General features: G+C 68.7%; 20 protein-coding genes. 10 read left to right on the forward strand and 10 right to left on the reverse strand.

The window, feature by feature from the left end:
* Position 1: 1 nt before the first annotated feature.
* The 4 genes from ABD260_RS20385 to ABD260_RS20400 are packed head-to-tail and all read right to left on the reverse strand — an operon-like array spanning position 2 to position 3,344.
* On the reverse strand, positions 2-805 hold the full coding sequence (locus tag ABD260_RS20385; protein WP_344235197.1) for an ABC transporter permease: 804 nt from the start codon (positions 803-805) through the stop codon (positions 2-4).
* Positions 805-1,587: an ABC transporter permease gene (locus ABD260_RS20390; RefSeq protein ID WP_344235198.1), complete on the reverse strand. Its 783-nt coding sequence runs from the start codon at positions 1,585-1,587 to the stop codon at positions 805-807. The genes ABD260_RS20385 and ABD260_RS20390 overlap by 1 nt, the downstream gene beginning before the upstream one ends.
* A 1-nt stretch (position 1,588) precedes the next feature.
* Positions 1,589-2,536, reverse strand: coding sequence for an ABC transporter ATP-binding protein (locus ABD260_RS20395; RefSeq protein ID WP_344235199.1), 948 nt, complete (start codon positions 2,534-2,536; stop codon positions 1,589-1,591).
* A 10-nt stretch (positions 2,537-2,546) separates the two neighbouring features.
* A complete protein-coding gene (locus ABD260_RS20400) occupies positions 2,547-3,344 on the reverse strand; it encodes a MerR family transcriptional regulator (protein WP_344235200.1) in 798 nt (265 codons plus the stop codon).
* 57 nt (positions 3,345-3,401) lie between these two features.
* Between ABD260_RS20400 and ABD260_RS20405 the strand changes: the two genes are divergently transcribed.
* Positions 3,402-4,991 (forward strand): amidohydrolase family protein, encoded by a 1,590-nt coding sequence (locus tag ABD260_RS20405; RefSeq protein ID WP_344235201.1) that lies wholly within the window; start codon positions 3,402-3,404, stop codon positions 4,989-4,991.
* An 18-nt stretch (positions 4,992-5,009) separates the two neighbouring features.
* Here ABD260_RS20405 and ABD260_RS20410 read toward each other — a convergent pair whose 3' ends face one another.
* Complete coding sequence (locus ABD260_RS20410) at positions 5,010-5,735, reverse strand: SDR family oxidoreductase (RefSeq protein ID WP_344235202.1); 726 nt, start codon at positions 5,733-5,735, stop codon at positions 5,010-5,012.
* Between the two features lie 155 nt (positions 5,736-5,890).
* Here ABD260_RS20410 and ABD260_RS20415 point away from each other — a divergent pair, with 155 nt between their 5' ends.
* The 6 genes from ABD260_RS20415 (at position 5,891) to ABD260_RS20440 (ending at position 11,030) form a co-directional block, all read left to right on the forward strand.
* A complete protein-coding gene (locus ABD260_RS20415; protein WP_344235203.1) occupies positions 5,891-6,499 on the forward strand; it encodes a MarR family winged helix-turn-helix transcriptional regulator in 609 nt (202 codons plus the stop codon).
* Complete coding sequence (locus ABD260_RS20420; protein ID WP_344235204.1) at positions 6,496-8,109, forward strand: MDR family MFS transporter; 1,614 nt, start codon at positions 6,496-6,498, stop codon at positions 8,107-8,109. The genes ABD260_RS20415 and ABD260_RS20420 overlap by 4 nt, the downstream gene beginning before the upstream one ends.
* 183 nt (positions 8,110-8,292) lie before the next feature.
* Positions 8,293-8,886, forward strand: coding sequence for a hypothetical protein (locus ABD260_RS20425; RefSeq protein ID WP_344235205.1), 594 nt, complete (start codon positions 8,293-8,295; stop codon positions 8,884-8,886).
* The gene (locus tag ABD260_RS20430; protein ID WP_344235206.1) at positions 8,883-9,188 is read left to right on the forward strand and encodes a hypothetical protein; all 306 of its coding nucleotides are present in this window, start codon (positions 8,883-8,885) and stop codon (positions 9,186-9,188) included. The genes ABD260_RS20425 and ABD260_RS20430 overlap by 4 nt, the downstream gene beginning before the upstream one ends.
* A gap of 130 nt (positions 9,189-9,318) precedes the next feature.
* Positions 9,319-9,900: a hypothetical protein gene (locus tag ABD260_RS20435; protein ID WP_344235207.1), complete on the forward strand. Its 582-nt coding sequence runs from the start codon at positions 9,319-9,321 to the stop codon at positions 9,898-9,900.
* An 8-nt stretch (positions 9,901-9,908) separates the two neighbouring features.
* A complete protein-coding gene (locus tag ABD260_RS20440) occupies positions 9,909-11,030 on the forward strand; it encodes a hypothetical protein (protein WP_344235208.1) in 1,122 nt (373 codons plus the stop codon).
* A gap of 159 nt (positions 11,031-11,189) precedes the next feature.
* Here the strand turns inward: ABD260_RS20440 and ABD260_RS20445 are convergent, their stop codons facing one another.
* From ABD260_RS20445 to ABD260_RS20455, 3 genes are all read right to left on the reverse strand, one after another.
* Positions 11,190-12,410 carry an AI-2E family transporter gene (locus tag ABD260_RS20445; RefSeq protein ID WP_344235209.1) on the reverse strand — a complete coding sequence of 407 codons (1,221 nt, stop codon included), beginning with the start codon at positions 12,408-12,410 and terminating at the stop codon, positions 11,190-11,192.
* Between the two features lie 35 nt (positions 12,411-12,445).
* On the reverse strand, positions 12,446-13,798 hold the full coding sequence (locus ABD260_RS20450; protein ID WP_344235210.1) for a glutamate mutase L: 1,353 nt from the start codon (positions 13,796-13,798) through the stop codon (positions 12,446-12,448).
* Positions 13,799-13,977: 179 nt separating this feature from the next.
* Positions 13,978-15,132 (reverse strand): cystathionine gamma-synthase, encoded by a 1,155-nt coding sequence (locus ABD260_RS20455; protein WP_344235211.1) that lies wholly within the window; start codon positions 15,130-15,132, stop codon positions 13,978-13,980.
* A gap of 185 nt (positions 15,133-15,317) precedes the next feature.
* On the opposite strand from ABD260_RS20455, the gene ABD260_RS20460 reads away from it, so the two are divergent.
* The gene (locus tag ABD260_RS20460) at positions 15,318-15,896 is read left to right on the forward strand and encodes a hypothetical protein (protein ID WP_344235212.1); all 579 of its coding nucleotides are present in this window, start codon (positions 15,318-15,320) and stop codon (positions 15,894-15,896) included.
* Positions 15,897-15,906: 10 nt separating this feature from the next.
* Complete coding sequence (locus ABD260_RS20465; RefSeq protein WP_344235213.1) at positions 15,907-17,451, forward strand: hypothetical protein; 1,545 nt, start codon at positions 15,907-15,909, stop codon at positions 17,449-17,451.
* Between the two features lie 79 nt (positions 17,452-17,530).
* On the opposite strand, the gene ABD260_RS20470 is transcribed toward ABD260_RS20465, so the two are convergent.
* Positions 17,531-18,142, reverse strand: a complete 612-nt coding sequence (locus tag ABD260_RS20470) for a TetR/AcrR family transcriptional regulator (protein WP_344235214.1) — start codon at positions 18,140-18,142, stop codon at positions 17,531-17,533.
* Between the two features lie 114 nt (positions 18,143-18,256).
* Between ABD260_RS20470 and ABD260_RS20475 the strand changes: the two genes are divergently transcribed.
* Positions 18,257-20,416, forward strand: coding sequence for an MMPL family transporter (locus ABD260_RS20475; RefSeq protein WP_344235215.1), 2,160 nt, complete (start codon positions 18,257-18,259; stop codon positions 20,414-20,416).
* 76 nt (positions 20,417-20,492) lie between these two features.
* Here ABD260_RS20475 and yczE read toward each other — a convergent pair whose 3' ends face one another.
* Positions 20,493-21,155 carry a membrane protein YczE gene (gene yczE / locus ABD260_RS20480; protein WP_344235216.1) on the reverse strand — a complete coding sequence of 221 codons (663 nt, stop codon included), beginning with the start codon at positions 21,153-21,155 and terminating at the stop codon, positions 20,493-20,495.
* Positions 21,156-21,170: the final 15 nt, after the last annotated feature.

Here is a 21,170-nt window from a genome sequence, read left to right on the forward strand (position 1 = left end):
GTCATTTCAGCAAGAGCTTGCCCAGTCGGCGCGATGCCACGTACATGCCGAAGGCACCCATCGCGGCCAGGTAGGCGGCATGCACGAGCAGGAACCACCCGACGTTGCCGGTGGTAAAGGCACGCTCCAGCACGACTCCCTGGTACAGCGGGGTGATCTCGACCAGCCAGCGGATCACCCCGGGGTACGTCTCGACCGGGTAGAACGTGGCCGAGAACAGGAACATCGGCATGATCGCCAGCTGCACGAACTCGAAGTCCTGCCAGCTGCGCATGAACGTGGTCAGCGCCATCCCCGCACCGGCGAAGGCGAACCCGATCAGCACCGAGGCCGGCAGCGCGAGCAGCGCCCACCAGGACTTCACCAGGCCCATGATGAGCATCACCACGACGAACATCGCCGAGTAGATGGCACCGCGCAACAGCGCCCAGGTCACCTCACCGGTCGCGACATCCCACGGCCGCAACGGCGTCGCCAGCATCGAGTCGTACAGCTTGGCGTACTTCATCCGGAAGAAGATGTTGTACGTCGAGTCGAAGATCGCGCCGTTCATCGCCGAACTCGCCAGCATGGCCGGCGCGACGAACGCCGCGTACGCGATCGTGGTCCCGTCGGACAACGTGAAGTCGCCGACCAGATGCGCGACGCCGATCCCGATCGACAACAGGTAGAACACCGGCTCGAAGAACCCGGACAGGAACACCACCCAGGACCGCCGGTACAGCAGGAAGTTCCGCTCGACGATGTGTCGCCCACCGCCGAGGCGAACGGGAACGGGCAGCACTCGCGCCGCGATAGTCGCCATCAGCCGATCAGCTTTCTCGTGAAGCCGCGGACGGCGAGCCAGGTGCCGGCCACCAGCCAGGCCAGCAGGTAGACGATGTTGACGAGTGCCAGCCACGGGTTCACCGTGCCGAGGCTCAGGTTGCGGGCCAGGTCGACCGCGTGCCACAGCGGGCTCACGTACGCCAGCCACTCGATCCAGTCCGGCAGCTGTGACACCGGGAAGAACGCGCCGGAGAACAGGAACGCCGGCACCACGCCGAATCGGAACACGATCGCGAAACCGGAGTCGTTCTCCAGCGTGGTCGCATACGCGGCGATCGGCGCGGCGACCGCCAGCCCGACCAGCAACGCGATCGGGAGACCGAGCACGCCGAGCGGTGACTTCAGCCCACCGAACAACGCGATGATCACCAGGAAGACCGTGCACGAGCTGAACACCCGGAACGCGATGAACGCCAGCTGCCCGTACACCACATCCGCCGGGCGCAGCGGAGTCGCGATCATCGAGTGGTAGAACTTCTGCCACTTCAGCCCGCTCATCACTGGGTACGTCGCCTCGCCGACCGCGATCTGCAACGCGGTCGAGGCGAGCAGCCCGGGCGCGATGAACTGCAGGTAGCTGACGCCGCCCAGCGCACCGGTGCCGTTGCTGTCCACGAACGAGCCGAGCCCGATCCCCATCGCGGCCAGATACAGCATCGGCAGCAGGAAGCTGCTGATCAGGCTGCCCTTCCAGGTCCGTTTGTAGACGGTCAGCCAGTAGTCGAACATCCGGCGACCGTTCTCCAGAGCAATCGCCATGTCAGTCCACCAGCGTCCGGCCGGTGAGGCGGAGGAACACGTCCTCCAAGGTGGAGCGGCGGACCAGTACGGCAGCCGGTTGCAGGCCGCGTTCATGCACCGCGGCGACGGCCCGTTCGCCGTCGTCGGTGTAGAGCAGGAGGCGGTCCGGCAGGACCTCGATCCGTTGCGCGAGATCCTCCACCTTGCCGGCCAGCGCGTCGTGGTCGGCGAGCATCACGTCCGGCCCGAAGCGCAGCTCGGTGACCTCGCGGGTCGAGTAGTCGCGGATCAGCTCAGCCGGGGAACCCTCGGCCGCGATCAGGCCGCCGTCCATCACCACCAGCCGGTCGCACAGCTGCTCGGCCTCGTCCATGTAGTGCGTGGTGATGATCAGCGTGACCCCGGCCTGTTTGAGCCGGAACAGCTTGTCCCACAACAGGTGCCGTGCCTGCGGGTCCAGCCCGGTGGTCGGCTCGTCGAGGAGCAGCAGGTCGGGCTTGCTGACCAGCGACCGCGCGATCGTCAGCCGCCGCTTCATCCCGCCGGACAGCTCGTCGACCTTCACCTTCGCCTTGTCGGTGAGCGCGACGAACTCGAGCAACTCGTCCGCCCGCTCGCGGCACTCGGCCCGGCTGAGCCCGAAGTAGCGCCCGTAGATCGTCAGGTTCTCCCGGACGGTCAGCTCGGTGTCGAGGGTGTCCTCCTGCGGGCAGACGCCGAGCCGGCCGCGGATCGCCGGGCCGTCGGTGGCCGGGTCCAGGCCGAGGATCCGGAGCGTTCCGCCGGTGGTCGGGGAGACAGCGCCGATCATCCGCATCGTCGACGACTTGCCCGCGCCGTTCGGCCCGAGGAACCCGAAGGCCTCACCCCGCCACACGTCCAGGTCGATCCCGCGCACCGCCTCGAAGTCGCCATACGACTTCCGGAGGTCGCGGACATGGACCAAGGACTCCCGTTGCTCACTCACCTGCCCGACACTAGACGCCCCCACGGACAGTTTTCTTGTCGTTTTGGGCGTACCCGAGCCGATGCACCGCGTACGCGCGCACTCCGGCCGCGAGCCACTCGGGCAATTCCTTGTCGACGGTCTCGATGATGGACCGCTGATCCGCGTTCTCCACCAGGAGATCGGCCAGCGCGTAGTACGTCGTCGGCGTCGCGGGCCACAGCTCCAGTACGCCCTGGTAATGCAGTTCGATCAGCTCGAGGCCTTCGGGTGAATCCGGTCGTACGCCACGGTCCCGTGCCGCGGCCATCCGCAGCAGCAGCCGGCGGCCCTCGTCGCCCAGCTGCTCGTAGTCCTCCCGCGTCCAGCCGTCGGTCTCGCGTACGGCCTGCTCGAACCCTTCCGCGGCCTCCTCGCCGAACCGTTCAGCCAGCTCAGTACGCAGCCGGGACCGTGCTTCGGTCAGTCCGCTGAAGAACTCCGCATCGGTCACCGTCTCGTCACCGGAGACACCTGCGATCGTCCGCTCGACCGCGCCGAGCATGGTGTCCAGCCGCTTGCGCTCCGCCAACAGTTGCTCGCGGTGGCCGCGCAGTGCGGTGACCTCATCCTCCTGCTCGTCCAGGATGCGGGAGATCGCCGGTAGTGGTACGCCAAGCTCCCGGAGCAGCAGGATCCGCTGCAGCCGGAGCAGCTCTGACCGGCCGTAGTACCGGTAGCCGTTCGTGGCTACGCGGCCCGGTGGCAGCAGTCCGATGGCGTCGTAGTGACGCAGCGTCCGTACCGAGACACCGGCCAGCTTGGCCACCTCACTGACCGTACGCTCCACTGCACCTCCGTAAACGAGTTGGAGTATGACGTTACGTCACCCCCTAGCGTCCGAGGCATGTCATTCACCATCCTGCACACCCAACTGGTCGACCGAGGCGCCGTACTCCCGGAGGACTGTCTACGGGTCGCGGACGGCCGGATCGCTGCTGTTGGCGGGCCGGACGTCGTCCAACCGGGCGACACGGTGATCGACGGCTCCGGAACCACCTTGCTCCCCGGACTGATCGATTCGCATGTCCACCTCATCCCCGGCTGTACACAGCTCGCGGCGACGTTCGGAGTGACCACGCAGTTCGACCAGTTCAGCATGCCCGAGGTGAGCGCACAGGAGACTCCGCGCTCGTCGTTCTTCACATCCAGCATCGGCGCAACCGTTCCGGGCGGTCACCCGACGATCGCGTTCCCACCGATCCCGTACGCGACTAGTCCCGCGGATGCGAAGCAGTTCGTCGCTGATCGGATCGCGGAGGGCGCTGACCACCTCAAGCTGATCTACGACGACGGCTCGGGCGCGGGGATGAACCTCCCCACCCTGGACGAGCCCACGCTGCGGGCGCTGATCGACGCGGCTCACGCCAGTGGACTGACTGTGGTCGCACACGTATCTACTGCGGCCAGTGCGGTCGAGGTGGTCCAGTGCGGTGCTGACGTACTCGCACATGCGCCGTCTGACCTCATGTCGCCGCAGGAGATCGAGGCAGTCGCTAGTAGTGGTGCTGCCGTGATCGCCACGCTGGACATCGTCGACGGGTACACCGGTCCGTCCGGCCGGTTGCCCTTGCAGGACGAGCCCGAGCTGATGCAGCGGATGCCTGCACGCTGGCGGCGCGTACTGGACCAGCAGTCGCGCCGCTGGATGCCACCGCAGCCGCCGGACGGTGCCGCGGCGCGGGCGAACACACTGGCGTTGCTACGAGCTGGCGTGCCCGTACTAGCCGGGACAGATGCTCCGAACCCCGGCATGCTCTTCGGAGCATCACTGCACCGAGAGCTGGGACACCTAGTACGTGCTGGACTCACTCCGGCCGAGGCACTCGTGGCCGCGACCAGTGCGCCCGCTGACGCATTCAAGCTGACTGACCGCGGCCGGCTGGCTGTTGGTACGCGTGCTGATCTACTGATGGTGGACGGCGATCCACTGCTCGACATCAGCGCTACGCAACGAGTGCGGCGTACTTGGGTGGGTGGAGAGGTGGTTGTGCCGGAGCAGTACGCCGGCAGCGCCACCGAGCTGGCCGGAGTGCAGTTCCTGCACCAGACGACAGCCCGAATCGCCACTGCCCTTAAAGAACTGTGGCCGGGACTGCCTGAGCCGACGGATGTGGTCCGGGAGGACGGTGAGGTACTCGGACGGGTCGTACCGATGGCTGGTGGTTGGTTGCCGACCACGGTGTTCGGTGCGGCGCTCGGTCCGGTCGCTGAGCGGGATGCTGCCGTACAGACTGTGGAGACAGAAGGGCTGGCGAGCCTGTCCGAGCTCTGGTGGGCTCGCACCGACGGACCGGAGTGGCAGGAGGCACAGCTGGTCGAAGCGCAGCCGGACCGCGTCAGACTGCGCTGGAACGACCCGCTGCTCGATCAGCCGCCGAGCGGTCGCTGGTACGCCCTGACCGACGTCGACCTCGAGCGCACCCGCCCGAACTGACCCCTGCGCCAACGACAGTCAGCCACGGCCCACGTACGGCATGCCGGCTGCCATCACGGTCAGGTTCGGTACGGCGACCGTGGTCGGTAGCTGCGCGATCTGAACGACGAAGTCCGCCACGATCTTCGGGTCGAAGGTGGGCTCGGCCGCGATCGATCCGTCCGGCTGGAGTACGCCCTGCTCCATTCGTTCGGTCATCGCGGTCGCGGCGTTGCCGATGTCGATCTGGCAGGCGGTGATCCCATGCGGCCGCCCCTCCAGTTCGAGTCCTTTGGTCAGCCCGGAGATCGCGTGCTTGCTGGCCGTGTACGCGATCCCCCGGGGCCGCGGTACGTGTGCCGAGATCGACCCGTTGTTGATGATCCGCCCACCTTTCGGATCCTGCCGCAGCATCAGGTCGAACGCCGCCTGCGCACAGAGGAACGACCCGGTCAGGTTCGTATCCACCACCCGCCGCCAGTCCGCTTCGTCAACGTCCTGCACCGCAGCAGCCGGAGCCCCCGTACCAGCGTTGTTCACCAACACATCAACCCGCTCCAGCCCCCCGAAGAACTCCCGCACCCCACCCCCATCCCCCACATCCACTACAGCCCACCGCACATCAGCGTCTGCGGCGGCAGTTTCTTTCAGCTTGTCTTCGGTCCGGCCCGTCACCCACACCTGGAACCCGGCCCCGGCCAGCGCCAGCGCCATCTCCCGCCCCAGCCCCGACCCGCCACCGGTCACCACAGCCACCCGCGTCACAAAACGCCTCCTTGCACCGTCGCATCTCTGCGGACGATTCTCCCCCGCCTGCGGACAGTAACCACCCGGCGACCGAGAGCAAGTAAGTGGCGACTCAGTTGAACTTCTTGGAAACTCATTTGCGTGTATCACGCAAGCATGTATATGCTTGCAGAATGCAAGTAAACGACGCGTACTCTCCGCGCACGCCCATCGAGGGCGTCCTGAACGCGTTCACCCGGGTCGGACGCCGGCTCAAGGCCAAGCAGCCCGGCGACACGCTCGACCACAGCTTGCACGTCGTGCTGTTCGCGCTGCGGTGCAACGGCGCACTGCGACTGTCCGACCTGGCCGCGCGGCTGGAGCTCGACGCCTCGACCACGAGCCGGCACGTCCGGTCGCTGGAGCAGCTCGGCCTGGTCCGCCGCTCCCCCGACCCCGACGACGGCCGCGCCTTCCGGGTCGAGTTGACCGAGCAGGGCGTGCAGCAGTGGGAGGCCGGTGCCCGGCACCGGATGGAGCTGCTCAGTGCCGCGATGGAGGGCTGGTCCGAGCAGGACGTGCAGACCTTCGAGCGGCTGATGACCCGCTTCGCGGACGGCGTCGCCGCCCTCACCGAAGCACCCACCAGCGCCGCCTGGGCCGACAAGGGCTGGGCCGCGGTAGCACCGCGGCTGCGGCCGTCCGGCCCGGCAGAGCGCCCCGATGACACCACTGACACCACGGACGACGGCGACTCCGCCGCCCGTGTGAACACCGACAAGAACCTGGAGAGCACCAGATGAGCACCACAGAGCCCGCTACCGCCGGCGGCGCCTCACCGACTCCGGACGGCGGTCCCAACTACCTGTCCCACAAGCAGATCATGGTCGTCCTCGGCGGACTGATGGCCGGCATGTTCCTGGCCGCCCTGGACCAGAGCATCGTGGGTACCGCGCTGCCGCGGATCGTCAGCGAGTTCAACAGCCTGGACAAACTGTCCTGGGTGGTCACCGCGTACCTGCTGACCTCGACCGCCTCGACCCCGCTCTGGGGCAAGGTGTCCGACCTGTACGGCCGCCGCCCGCTGTTCATCGCGGCGATCGTCACCTTCCTGGCCGGCTCCGTGCTGGCCGCGCTGTCGCAGAACATCGAGATGCTGATCGGCTTCCGGGCCGTCCAGGGTCTGGGTGCCGGCGGTCTGATGTCCCTCGCGTTCGCCACCATCGGCGACGTGATCCCGCCGCGCGAGCGCGGTAAGTACATGGGGTACTTCGGTGCCGTCTTCGGCCTGTCCTCGGTGGCCGGCCCGCTGCTCGGCGGCCTGCTCACCGACGGTCCGGGCTGGCGCTGGATCTTCTGGATCAACCTGCCGATCGGCCTGGTTGCCCTCGGCATCGTCGGCGCCGTGCTGAAGCTGCCGCACGTGAAGCGTTCGCACAAGATCGACTACCTCGGCGCCGCGACCGTGGCCGCCGCGGTCACCTCGCTGCTGCTGGCCGTCTCCTGGAGCGGCCCGACCAACGGCTGGGGCACCGGCACCACGCTGGCGCTGCTCGGCGCCGCGGTCGTGCTGGCGGTGCTGTTCGTCTTCATCGAGCTCAAGGTCGCCGAGCCGATCATCCCGATGGACCTGTTCAAGGGCCGGATCTTCTCCGGGTACGCCGGGTACGCGTTCCTGCTCGGCTTCGCGATGTTCGGCGCGCTGATCTTCCTGCCGCTGTACCTGCAGGCGGTCAAGGACATGTCGCCGACCCGGTCCGGCCTGGCGCTGCTGCCGATGATCGTCGGCATCTTCTCCGCATCGATCCCGAGCGGCCAGCTGATGAGCAAGACCGGCCGGTACAAGATCTACCCGATCATCTCCGCGATCGCGGTCGGTGTGGCGATGGTGATGCTGTCCACGCTGAGCCTGTCCACCCCGTACTGGCAGCTGGCGATCTACATGTTCGTGATGGGCGCCGGGCTGGGCCTGTCGATGCAGATCACCGTCACCGCCGCGCAGAACAGCGTGCCCCGGCAGCACATGGGCAGCGCGACCTCGACGATGACCTTCTTCCGCTCGATGGGTGGCGCGATCGGTACGGCCGTGTACGGGGCGGTGCTGACCAGCAGGCTGTCGTCGCACCTGACCGACATCGTCCCGCAGGCCGCGCAGGGCATGGTCGACAAGCTGGCGAAGGCGGCGAACAGCGTGCAGGCACTGCACGGTCTGCAGCCGCCGATGAAGGGCTGGGCACTGCACGGCCTGGTCGACGCGATGGGCGATGTGTTCCTGGTCTCGCTGCCGTTCCTGGCGATCGCGCTGATCATCGCGATCATCACTCCGGAGCAGCGGCTGGCCGGGCGCAACGACGGCCCGAAGGCCGACGGCGAGGACTCGCTGGAGTCCTCGGCAGCGGCCGCCATGCACTGATCCGGCCGGCGTCCGGAGCACCGATACCGCACTGAGACCAAACGGCGGTTGACCAACCCGACAGCCGTCCTGGGAAGCTTCCCAGGGCGGCTGTTCGTCTGCTGTGCACCGGACGAGCGCCCGTCTGACCCCGCCGGGGTCATAGTTTCGTCCACAACCGTAGCGACAGGGGCAGCCGCAGGGATGAAGACACTGGACCGACCGCTGGACGACGACGACCGGGCGATGGCGGACCTCGCCGACGTCCGCGACTGGCGGCGCCTCGGCGGGCCGCACACGGGCGCCACCGGACCGGTACCGGTCCGCCGGCTGATCCGCCGGGTCAAGTCGGCGACCAACTGGAAGCCGTGGCCGATCAACCGCAAGACCGTGATCGACGACCAGCTCGACGGCTGGGGCTTCCTGACCCGCCGGAACACCGAGCTCGCGGTGTACGACGACCAGGTCCTTCCGCACAGCCCCTTCAGCGGCTGGGTCGCGTTCGCGATCGAGCCGTGGGACATCGACGAGGTCGCGGCCGGACTCGACGAGCACTGGCCGGAAAAATTCGACCTCGCTTGCCGGCACTGGGGACAGCCTTCGTACGTCGGAGTAGACAGCAAGGCCGGTTTCGATGACGACTGGGCACCGGGAGCCGGTGTCGATCGCCGCCATCTCGCCGTTTGGACACCGCCCGGTGCGGAGATCCATCTGTACAGCAACAAACCGCGTCGCAAGCCGCTCGCGACATCGGTAGGTATCAACTATGTGGTCTACCTCAATGAGGAGGGGACATGAGGACACCATTGAACATGCGCCGCGAGGCGCACCGTGACGGCCTGGCCAACTCGGGCAGACCGCCAGGCACCGGCCCCGAGAACAGCACTGTCTCGGAGCACGCACTCACACAGGCGGTGCACGCGCGCCTGGGCGCCGGTGGGCCGTCCCCGCGGCTCTCACCGGACCTGGCGCAGTCGATGAACGCGGCGACGCTACCGCCGGTGACACCGGGACAGTCCCGCCCCGGCACCTCCGCCGGGGAACGCGACCAAACCGGCCAGTCGAACCGCTCCACGAATCGCGGGGCAGGTCGCGAGTAACTGCAGTACACCCAAGGCCGCGCAACCCGCCCCAGGTCGCGCGGCCGGTTCGCTCCAGCTATGACCCTGGGCCGGTCCTAGGGTTCTCAATTACAGGCTGCACGCAGATCACGAAGGGGATGCACCCCAGATGAAGTTCAAGGACAGGCCGCTCGACCTGGACGCCGCGGCGATGGCTGACCTCGCCGAGATCGCCGACTGGACCAAGGTCGCCGGCCCGGACGCGCCCGGCACCGGGTACGAGGCCGTCAAGGCACTGGTCACCCGGGTCAGCGCCGGGACCGGCTGGGAGCCGTGGCCGGCCAACGACAGCTCCATCGATTGGGACAAGCTCGAGTCGTGGGGCTTCGAGACCGACCGCGGCACGACCATGATCGTGTTCAACGGACTCGTCCTCGCCGACGTCCGGGACAGCGGCTGGTCGGCCTACGACCTCGCGGCCGACGACATCGAGGCGGCCGCGGCCGGCCTGGACGAGCACTGGCCCGCCGCGTTCGAGCTGGCCGTGCGGACCTGGGGACCGCCGGTCTACGCCAGTGACTACCGCAACCCCGCGTTCCTCGACGAGTTCCGCCCCGGAGCCGGCTTCGACCGCCGCCACCTCGCGGTCTGGCCGCGGGTCGGCGCCCAGTTCTTCCTGTACAGCGACATGCCGACCGTAGACCCGTTGTCGCCGTCGGTAGGTATCAACTACACGGTCTACCTCGACTAGGAGCGACGATGAGCACCCCATCGGAAGGACCAGGTCCGCAGAACACGGGCCAGCACCGGATCGACCAGCAGCTGATGCACGGCGGGTTCACCCAGGAGCAGCGGACCGCGATCTTCGAGATCATCAACACCCAGCGTGCGCTCGAGGCGCGCCAGGCCGAGCTGGCGGCGAAGCAGCCCGTGGCGCGGGCCCGCCGGATCGCGCCGTACGGGCTGGCGGCCGGCGCCGCCGCGATGACGGAGCCCGGCCAGGAAGCCCTCGGCTGGACCGGCGACCAGATCGCGGCCGGCGCTCAGGCGGTCGGCGATTGGGCCGGCCAGCAGGCCGATGCCACCGGCCAGGAGGCCAACCACTTCGCCGACTGGGCCGGCCAGCAGGTAGACAACGCTGTCCAGACGACCAAGGACTTCGGTAACTGGGCCGGCGACCAGCTCACCTCGGCGGGCCATGCGATCAGCGAGGGCGCGCAGTCGGCCGGCCATGCGATCAGCGAGGGCACGCAGGCGGCCGCGGGTGCGGTCAGCGGCTGGGCCGTCCAGACCTGGGACTCCGCCGTTGGTGTGGCGAACTCGGTCGGCGACACCGCCGTCCACGCGGCGCATCAGGTCGGCGCCTGGGCGACGCAGTACGCCGACGCCATCGCCGCCAACCCCAGCCAGCACGCCGCAACCGCCGCGGTCGCCGTCGGCGCCGTGGTCGCGGCGACGCCCCAGCTCCGGCAGGCCGTCGGTCGAGCCGCCAACGCGGCTTCGCGTTGGGGCAAGGCAGCCGCTTCGGCAGTCGCGAACGCGCCCGGCGCCGTCGCGGACCGGGTTTCCAAGCTGTACAACGCGATTCGCCGCAACCCGGACACGCAGCAGGCCGCGGAGACGGTCAACCCGCGCGAGATGGCCGTCGTTGCCAATGAGATCACCGCACCCGCAGAGCCCAAGGCACTGCCGGCGCCGGCCGAGATGAAGGCAATCATGCCGCCCGGCAGCGACCCGGCGATGCGGCCCGCGGGCACGAAACAGCTCGAGCAGGCCACTGGAGGGGAGAACACGGTCTTGGGGCAGCAAGCCGGCGAGCGTCCCGGCACCCAGCGCGGGACGGACCCCAAGTCCACTGGCAACAACCTGGGCGGCCGCTAGCAAGCACCAGCCCCCAGGCCTCCTGGGGGCATCGATGACGACGCCGCCGAGCACATGTGCCCGGCGGCGTTGCCTGTTCAGTCGTTGCCCAGCGCACCGGCCCTGCTGGGTTGCTCGCTCACCTGTTGCCCAGCACACCTGTTCGGCGGGGTTGGCCGGTCAGTCGTCGGATGGCGCGGGCCGGGGACGACCGGGTACGGGTCTCGGTGGGCCGGGGTCCGGGTCGTTGCCGGCCAGGTGGTTGACGATCGCGTTGATGACGGCGGCGGTGGGTACGGCGATCAGGGCGCCGACGATGCCCGCGATCACGACACCCGTGGCGATCGCCAGGATCACCGCGAGTGGGTGCACGCTGACCGCGCGGCCCATCAGGAACGGCTGCAGTACGTGCGCCTCCAACTGCTGTACGCCGATCACGATCGCGAGCATCACGATCGCCACGATGGGGCCCTTGGCAACAAGTGCGACGAGGACCGCGACCACCCCGCTGACCAGCGCACCGACCACCGGTACGAACGCGCCGACGAACACCAGGATGCCGATCGCGCTGACCAGTGGCAGGCCGAGGATCGCGGCGCCGAGGGAGATGCCGATCGCGTCGACCGCGGCGACGATCACGGTGGCGCGGACGAACGCGGTCAGCGAAACCCACGCCCGCCGGCCGGACGAATCCGCCTTGTCCCGGGCGCGGCGCGGGAACAGCCGGACCAGCCAGGCCCAGATCTGTTCGCCCTGGTACAGGAAGAAGAACAGGCTGAACAGCGCGATGAACAGCCCCGCGACGACATGCGTCGCCGTCGTACCGACCGCTGCCGCCTGCTGACCGAGCGCGCCACCGGACGCAAACTGCTTCTGCACCTGCTTGAACAGGTTGGTGATGTCCGCGTCGGTCAGCCCGAAGTTGATCCGGGCCATCTCGCGGAGCTTCTGCACACCTTCGCCGACCTGTTTCGACAGGTCCTCGAACTGGCCGGCGATCTGCGTACCGACCAGCGTCAGCAGACCGGCGATCACGATCAGCGTCGCGATCACGGTGAGCCCGGCGGCGGGCCCGCGGGGTATTCGGAGCTTCTGCAGACCGTTGGTGACCGGCACCAGCAGGGCAGTGAGGAGTACGCCGATCGTCACCGGTACGAAGACCTCGGACAGGTACCGCATCGTGTACCCGATCACGACCACCGCGGCGACGATCACCAGGAACCGCCAGGACCAGGCGCTGGCGATCTCCATCCCCCGGGTCACCCCGGTGTCGACCCGCGTCACCGGCTCCCGCGCACTGGCCGGCTCGGCGTCGTCGCTGGTCTCCTCCAGCACCTCGTTGTCGGCGACCGGGCTCTCCTGCTCCGGCTCGTCGGCTTCGTCCCGCCCCAGGTTGCTCATCCCACCTCCGCAGCTCTAGCTGGTGCTGAGCCTAGCTAGTGCCCGGTTGAGCCGGTTGTATGAATGTGGCGGGCCAGGCCTTCGGCTGCTTTCGGGGCGAGGTCGGCGAGGAGGCCGACGCCGGCGAGTACGTAGTCGCGGTCGATGCACACCTCGGCGCGTTGTGGGACGAGCCAGCCTTCCTCCTGCGCATTGGTACCGATCGAGCCGAGGATCCGGGCCGCGACCTCGGGCGGGTTGTGCCGCAGCACTCCCCCGGACCCGACCAGCAGGTCCACCTCGCGCAGATCCTTCCCGGACCGCTCGATCACCCGTCCACCAGGACCGAAAACGATCCGCTGCCGGCCAGCGTGCCGGCGCAGGGCGACTGTTGCCGCCACGCTCGCCAGCTGCTCGTCGTACGCGGCCTCGTCCGGACTGTCCGGGAGAAAGGACGGATCGTCGTGCCGGTGCATGGCCGCCGTACGCAGCTCGCCCTCGTTGGCGACGAGCCCGGCTTCGGTACCGGCCTCGACCACCGGTACGGCACTCCAGCGCATGCCGAGATCGCCTTCGACCGTGCGGGTGACGGGATGGGTGGCGACCACTTCGCGGCCGAGGTTCGCGTCCTCCGGGTCGAGCTCGATGACCGAATGTACGTCGGTGGTCGCGCCGCCGATGTCGACGACCGCGACGTCACCGTGCAGGCCCGCAAGCACCTCGACGCCGCGCAGTACGACATCGGGTGTCGCGGCGCGGACCATCCGGGCGAAGGCCGGGTCCCGGGACAGGTTCTTGCCGCCGATCACGTGCTTGAGGAACATTTCCCGGATCGCCGCCCGCGCACTGTCCGGCGCGAACACCCCGATCTCGGGAACGACGTTGCCGGCCAGTACGTGCGGTACCGCGCCGAGTACGCCGGTGATCTCGGCCTGGGCCTCGATGTTGCCCGCGACAACGACCGGTTTCCGCCAGTTGTACTTCGCCAGGGTCTCGGCGGCTTTGAGAAGTACGGCCGAGTTTCCGCCGTCCGTACCGCCGAGCAGCAGCACCACGTCCGGGCGGTCCTTGCGCAGTTCTTTCTGGCCGGCCGCCGACAGTCCGCCGCTGACGACCGCGACCACCCGGCCGCCGCTGGACAGCGCGACCCGCTTCCCGGCCTCGGCGGTGACGAGCTCTTCGTTGCCGACGACACCGATCCGCAGGCCGCCGCCGGCACTCGAACAAGCGAGTACCTCGGCGTTCTTGACGCCTCGATCCACCTCTTCGAGCACTGCGCGACAGGCGTGCCAGCCGTCCATCACATCGGTGTCGATCGTCGTCCGATGCTCCGCCCGCGCGACCACGTCGCCCGAATCCGCATCAACCGCAACCGCCTTGGTAAACGTCGACCCAAAGTCAACAGCCACCACCAACCCCACACCACTCACCCCAACCTTCTGCAGCTGGACAGTACGTATACGTCCACTGGTCCCTCATCCAACCGCCCGCCCCGCCTACGGCGGCGCGCAGTGGGCGTATACGTACTGTCGAGCTGCCGACAACGCACACATCGCACCACCGCAGATCTGGGCAGGGCGGGGTGGAGTCAGGACAGGGCGTGGTCCAGGTCCTGGAGGAGGTCGTCGGCGGTTTCGATGCCGACGCTCAGGCGGATCAGGTCGGCCGGGACCTCCAGCGGTGTACCGGCCACCGACGCGTGCGTCATCTTGCCGGGGTGCTCGATCAGCGACTCCACGCCGCCGAGCGACTCGCCCAGGGTGAAGACCTCCGCCTTGTTGCAGATGTCCAGCGCCTGCTTCTCGCCGCCGGTGACGCGGAAACTGACGATGCCGCCGAACCGCTTCATCTGCTTCGCGGCGGTCTCGTGACCGGGGTGACCGTCGATTCCGGGGTACAGCACCTGGCTGACCGACTCGTGCCGCTGCAGGAACTCGACGACCTTCTCGGCGTTGTCGCTGTGCCGGTCCATCCGCACGCCCAGGGTCTTGATGCCGCGCAGCACCAGCCACGCGTCGAACGGCCCGGCGACAGCACCGATCGCGTTCTGGTGGAAGCCGATCTTCTCGGCCAGCCCGGCGTCGCGCACGATCAGCGCGCCGCCGACCACATCGGAGTGCCCACCCATGTACTTGGTGGTCGAGTGCACGACCACGTCCGCGCCCAGCTCGAGCGGCTGCTGCAGGTACGGCGAGGCGAACGTGTTGTCCACCACCAGCAACGCACCCGCGTCGTGCGCGATCTGCGCGACGATGGCGATGTCCGCGACGTTGAGCAGCGGGTTCGTCGGAGTCTCCAGCCAGACCACCTTGGTCTTCCCCGGCTGGATCGCGGCCCGGATCGCCTCCGGGTGGGTGACCGCGGCCGGCGTCATCTCGACACCCCAGTTGCTGAGCACGCGGGAGAACAGCCGGAAGGTGCCGCCGTACGCGTCGTCGGGGAACACCACGTGGTCGCCCGGAGCGCAGACCGACCGGATCAGGGTGTCCTCGGCGGCCAGGCCGCTGGCGAACGCGAAGCCGCGGTTGCCCGCCTCGATCGCGGCCAGGCACTCCTCCAGCGCGGTCCGGGTCGGGTTCGCCGAGCGGGAGTACTCGTAGCCGCCCCGGAGACCGCCGACGCCGTCCTGCTTGTAGGTGCTGGTGGCGTAGATCGGTGGCACCACCGCGCCGGTGGTCGGGTCGGGCTCGTTCCCGGCGTGGATGGCGAGGGTCTCGAAGCCGTAATGGTGTTCCGTGTTCACCGGACCAGCGTACGGCCTGGTCTGCTGGGGGCCGGTGTGCCGTCCACCACCAGCGAACTTCCAGGGATCCGGATCGGCCGGCGGCGCGTCGAACAGACTGGCGAATGACCCATTGCGACCCCTACGGTTGCGCCCAGAGGGTTGCCGCCAGACCACCGGGCAGGAAGGACGGCAAAGACCGGATGATGACGCAGGACAGGCCGCTCGACCAGGATGACCTGGCGATGGCGGACCTCGCCGAGATTCTGGACTGGACCGTGATCGCGGGACCGGACGGCGACGACGCCGGTCCGGAGGTCGTCCGCGCCCTGGTGCACCGGGTGATGGGAAACACCTCCTGGTCGCCGTGGCCGCTCGATCCCGGCGAGGTGATCAACGACGAGATGGTCTCCTGGGGCTTCATCACCCGGCGCGGGACCACGATGATCGTGTTCGACGGGCTCGCGTTCCCGGACTGCCCGGACAGCGGCTGGTCGGCGTACGACATCGGCCCGGACGACATCGCCGACGCCGAGGCCGGGCTGGACGCGCACTGGCCGGACCACCTCGCCCTCGCGACCCGGCACTGGGGCCGGCCCGACTACGTCGGTGACTCCGGCAGCCCCACGTTCGCGGACGAGTGGGAGCCCGGCGCCGGCATCGGCCGCCGGCACCTGGCCGTCTGGCTGCGGCCGGGCGCGCAGATCCACCTGTACAGCACCAGGCCCACCAAGGAACCCCTGACGACCGCCGTCGGGGTCAACTACGCCGTCTACATCGACTAGGAGACCCCCGATGAGCCAAGCCCCTCCGGAACGCGGTGGCGTGATTTCCCGCTGGAAAGACAAGCGCAGCTACAACCGGGATGCGAAAAGCGGCGGAAACACGATGAAGGCGGCGTACGTGCTCGCCGCCCACGAGGCGAAGAACCTCAACCGGACCACGCTCGAGCGCATCGGCGCCTCCAAGATGACCAAGTTCGATCTGGAACGACTGGTCACGAGTGGCGTCAACGCCGAGGTCAGGCCGGACTTGTACGGCGCTGCCGCGCAGCAGCGGGCGCAGGTCGCGAACAGGCGGATGGAGGCCACCCGGCCGGCGAACACCCCGACCCGGAACCCGTTCCGCCAGGCCAGGCGCGCCGCTACCCGCTGGAACAACATCCGGAAGGGCCGGAACGTGGTCAAGGGCGCCATGGCGTTGGCGGCGCGGCAGGCGAAGAAGGATGATCCGCGGGTGCGGGTCGGGGTCCAGCGCAATCCCATGATCAACAAGAACAGCCTTGCGGCGCTGGCAACAGGTCGGCTGGACGCCGTGTTCAACCCGGAGCTGAACAACCCGCAACCACGCGCTGGGCAGGTCGGACCAGTGCCCGGCCAGGTCCCGCAGGGCCAGGTGCCACCGGGCCAGCCCGGGCAGGTACCACCGGGGCAGCCCGGGCAGGCGCCGCAGCAGCCCGCGAGCTCTCCGGAGATCGCCACTCTGCAGCAGCAGCTCGGGAACCTTGAGACGGCGCTGCAGGCGAGCCAGCAGCTCCAGGTCCAGCTTGCGCAGCAGATCCAGCAGCTCACCGAGTTCACCATCAGGCAATCCGAGGCCCTGGAGGCTCTCCAGGGGCAAGTAGCCGCCCAGCAACAGCTCCAGGCCCAGCCCGAGGCCCAACAGCCCCAGACGCCGCAACCCCAGGCCCAGCAGCCTCAGCCCCAAGCGCAACAGCCGCAGGCGCAACAGCCCCAGCCCCAAGCGCAACAGCCCCAGGCGCAACAGCCGCAGCCCCAAGCGCAACAGCCCCAGGCGCAGCAGCCGCAGCCTCAGGCACAACAACCGCAAGCGCAGCAGCCGCAGGCCCAGCAGCCGCAGGCCCAGCAACCCCAGGCAGCGCAGCCCCAGGCCCAGCAGCCCCAAGCACAGCAACCGCAGGCGCAGCAGCCGCAGCCCCTGCCGCAAGCGCAACAGCCGCAGTCGCAGCCCCTGCCGCAAGCCCAGCAGCCGCAGTCGCAGCCCCTGCCGCAAGCGCAGCAGCCGGGTCAGGTGGTTGCGGGTGGGGACCGGCCGGAGCCTTCGGCGCAGACTGATCAGGACTGGGTGAGCCGCGCCGCGAACCCCGAGACCTCCCCGCCGCAACCGGCGGCTGCTCAGCCGCAGACGGACGGACAGGGCCGGACAGCCGAGGAAAAGGCAGCCCTCGCCAAAACCGCCGCAGCCGCAGATCCCGGGACGCCGCCCCGGCCTTCAACCCCCGAGGAGGCCAGGAAGACGGCCGATTCCAGCGGTAGGTCCGGCGCAGCGACGCCCAGTCTCAAAACCCAGGCCAAGGAGACACCCAAAGCCAGAGGCTGATCTCCACCTCCCCCACTTCGGAACACGCCGGAGTGGGGTCAGATGTCCGGTGTGACGCACCGGGAGCGCCGGCGGCCGGTCACTCTGATGCCGGGTTGGCGCTCGGCTGCTCCAGGACGACAGGCTGGCCGCGGTGGCTGAGGACCGCGGTGGCGGCTTCCAGGAGGATGGCGCGGACTTCGGCGGGGGTGGCCTGGAGGTCCACGTCGGTTGACATCGCGGCGCCGACGGTTTCGACCGCGGCGGCGGCGCGGAGGCGGTCGGCGGCGGTCGGGTTGGGGCCGGCCAGCCAGAGCTGGAAGCGGCGGCTCCGGGCGATCAGCGCGTCCAGGTCGTCCCCGAACGCGGCCAGCACCGCGGTGATGTCGCGGAGCAGCGTCGGCCCGGTACTGCGGTGCGCGACGACCACGTCCACGTACGCCCGGAGTGCCTCCTGCTCTGCCTCCGGGGACCACGGGATCGTCTCCACCGAGCTCAGCACCTCGGAGATCTCGTCCAGGAAGGTGCCGATGATGGCGCGCAGCAGGTCCTGCTTCGACGAGTAGTGGTAGTAGAGCGACGCCTTGGTGATCCCTACTTGTTCGGCGATCTCGCGGAGGCTCGTCCGCTCGTAGCCCTGGGTCGAGAACAGGTGGACGGCGGCGCGATGGATGTCGCCCTTGGTGTCGCGGGAACCGGTCGGGTGCTGCACGTCACCACCCTCTCATCTTCACCAGCCTACCGGGCGGCAGGTAGTCTACCTACCGACCGGCAGGTAGACGTCAATGGTCGACCTGACAGCCACTTCCCTCAGGAGGGGTTCGGGGTGTTCACCAGACTCGGGCGTTTCGTCGTCCACCATCCGTGGAAGGTGATCGCCGCATGGGTGGTCGCGGCGATCGCGGTGATCGCGTTCGCGCCGACCCTCGCGGACGTCACCACGAAGGACCAGGCGGCGCTGCTGCCGGACAAGTACGAATCCATCCAGGCGCAGAAGCTGGCCGCGGACGCGTTCGGGCAGACCAACGACGCGACCGCGAGCATCGTGGTCAAGCGCGGCGCGGGCGGTGAACTGACCGCCGCCGACCAGGCCAGGATCACCGCGCTGGCAACCAAGCTCAGCACCGCGAAGATCGATCGCGTCACGGCCGCGGTCACCGGCCCGCAAGCACTCTCGCCGAACAAGCAGGTACAGATCGTCAGCGTCGGCCTGAAGGGTCTCCCGGACGAGCAGGCGGTCCTGGATGCGGTCCAGAAGATCCGCGACGTGACCGGACCCGCGCTGACCGGCGCCGACCTCGAGTACGGGGTGACCGGCGACGCGGCGCTGTACCTCGACAACCAGGATGCGTTCGAGAACGCGTTCGTGGTGGTCGGGATCGCCACGCTGGTCCTGATCGTCGGCCTGCTGCTGGTGATCTACCGCAGCCCGATCGCCGCGTTGCTGCCGATCCTCACGGTCGGCCTGGTGTCCGCGATCGCGCCCGGCCTGATCGCACTGGTCGCGAAGGCGACCGACCTGCACGTCACCCAGGACCTGCAGACGATCCTGACCGTGGTGCTGTACGGAGTGGGCACCGACTACATCCTGTTCCTGCTCTTTCGCTACCGCGAGCGGCTCCGGGCAGGCGAGGAACCGAAACAGGCCCTGGTGAACGCGGTCGCCCGCGTCGCCGAGGTGATCGTGTCGGCAGCGGGTGCGATCGTGGTCGCGTTCAGTGCGCTGCTGCTGGCCGTGTTCGGCGGGTTCAAGAGCCTCGGCCCGGGCCTCGCGATCGCGGTCGCGGTGATGGCGTTCGCGGCGATCACGCTGATCCCGGCGGTCGTGTCGCTGCTCGGCCCGAAGGTGTTCTGGCCGTCGAAGTCCTGGCAGCGGACGCCGAAGGGCGCGATGTTCAAGCGGCTCGGCACGTTCACGGCGCGCAAGCCGGCCCTGGTCGCGGCGATCTCCGGCGCGGTGATGGTCGTCCTCGCGCTCGGCTCGCTCGGGATGAAGGTCGACTACGACGCGTTCGGTCAGCTCCCGGACGGTACCGAGTCGGCGCGCGCGATCAAGGACCTGCAGTCCGGCTTCCCGGCCGGCGCGCTGAACCCGACCACGGTGTACGTACGCAGCACGAACGGCACGCCGCTGGATCCGGCCGAGCTCACCACGTACGCCGGCAAGCTGGCGAAGGTCGACGGGGTCGGGGCGGTACTTCCGGCCGGCGCGGACGGCAGCATGGCGCTGCTGAACAAGGACAAGACCGTTGCCCAGATCAACGTCGTACTGGACGATCCCCCGTACGCGAATGCCGCGCTCGACCTGGTCGACGGGAAGCTCCGCGACGCCGCGCACGCCGACGCACCGCAGGGCACGACCGCGCTGATCGGCGGCGTGACCGCGAGCTACACCGACATCCGTTCCGCCAACACCCGGGACCTGTCGGTGATCTTCCCGGTCGCCGGCGGGCTGATCGCGATCATCCTGGCGCTGCTGCTGCGGTCGCTGATCGCACCGCTGATCCTGATGCTCGCGGTGGTGCTGAGCTTCTTCAGCTCGATCGGCGCGACCGTGTTCGTGTTCCAGGGCGCGGCCGGGCACGCCGGGGTGACGTTCTCGCTGCCGATCATGCTGTACCTGTTCGTCGTTGCCATCGGCACCGACTACAACATCCTGATGATCGCCCGATTGCGCGAAGAGGCGGAGCGCGGTACCGATCCACGGACCGCGGCCGACCTGGCGATCGAGCACGGCGGTCCGTCGGTGGCGGCGGCCGGGCTGATCCTGGCCGGGACGTTCTCGTCGCTGATGCTGGCCGGGATGGCGTTGCTGACCGAGATGGGCTTCTCGGTCGCGGCCGGGATCATCATCTCCGCGTTCGTGATGTCGATCTTCCTGGTACCGAGCGTGATCGCGTTGTTCGGCACCCGCGCGTGGTGGCCGCGGCGCCTGAAGAACGGCTCGCGGGCCCCCGACGAGCGTGAGCTGGAACCGGTCGGCTGACAAAGACCCGCAGGCTGAGGGGTCCTGCGAGAGCGGCGGGCCCCGGACCCACTCGGTCCGGGGCCCGCCGCATATGTCAGGAGTGGTCCTTCAACCGGACCGTGAACAGTGGCAGCAGGTAGTGCACCAGCGGGCCGATCGACAGGGCGTACACAACCGTGCCGACACCGATCGATCCGCCGAGCAGGAAGCCGGTCGCAAGGACGGTGAGCTCGATCGACGTACGCACCAGGCGAACGCTCAGCCCGGTGCGACGTACCAGGCCGGTCATCAATCCATCGCGCGGACCAGGGCCGAACTGGGCGCCGATGTACAGCGCACCGGCCAGTGCGTTGACCACCACACCGGCCAGCATGAACACGATCCGCAACCAGAGCTCGCTCGGCCGGCCGACGGTCGCCAGCGTCAGGTCGGTGACCAGACCGATCACGATCGCGTTGCTGAGCGTACCCAGCCCGGGCCACTGCCGGAGCGGGATCCAGGCGAGCAGTACGACGAAACTGACCGCGATCACGACCGTCCCGAAGCTGAGTGGGAGGTGCTTGGTGATGCCGGAGTGGAACACGTCCCACGGGTCCAGGCCGAGGTTGCCCTGGATCATCAGGCCCATCGAGGCGCCGTACAGCGTCAGGCCCACGTACAGCTGGACCAAACGGCGCGGCAGGTGGCCTGCTTTCAGCTGCTGGATCGGGTTGATGGGCGCGAGCTGACGCGACGGGGCATCGGAGGTGGCGGTCACGTCCTCCAGTGTCCG

This window comes from Kribbella hippodromi, assembly GCF_039531045.1.
GTDB lineage: Bacteria > Actinomycetota > Actinomycetes > Propionibacteriales > Kribbellaceae > Kribbella > Kribbella hippodromi.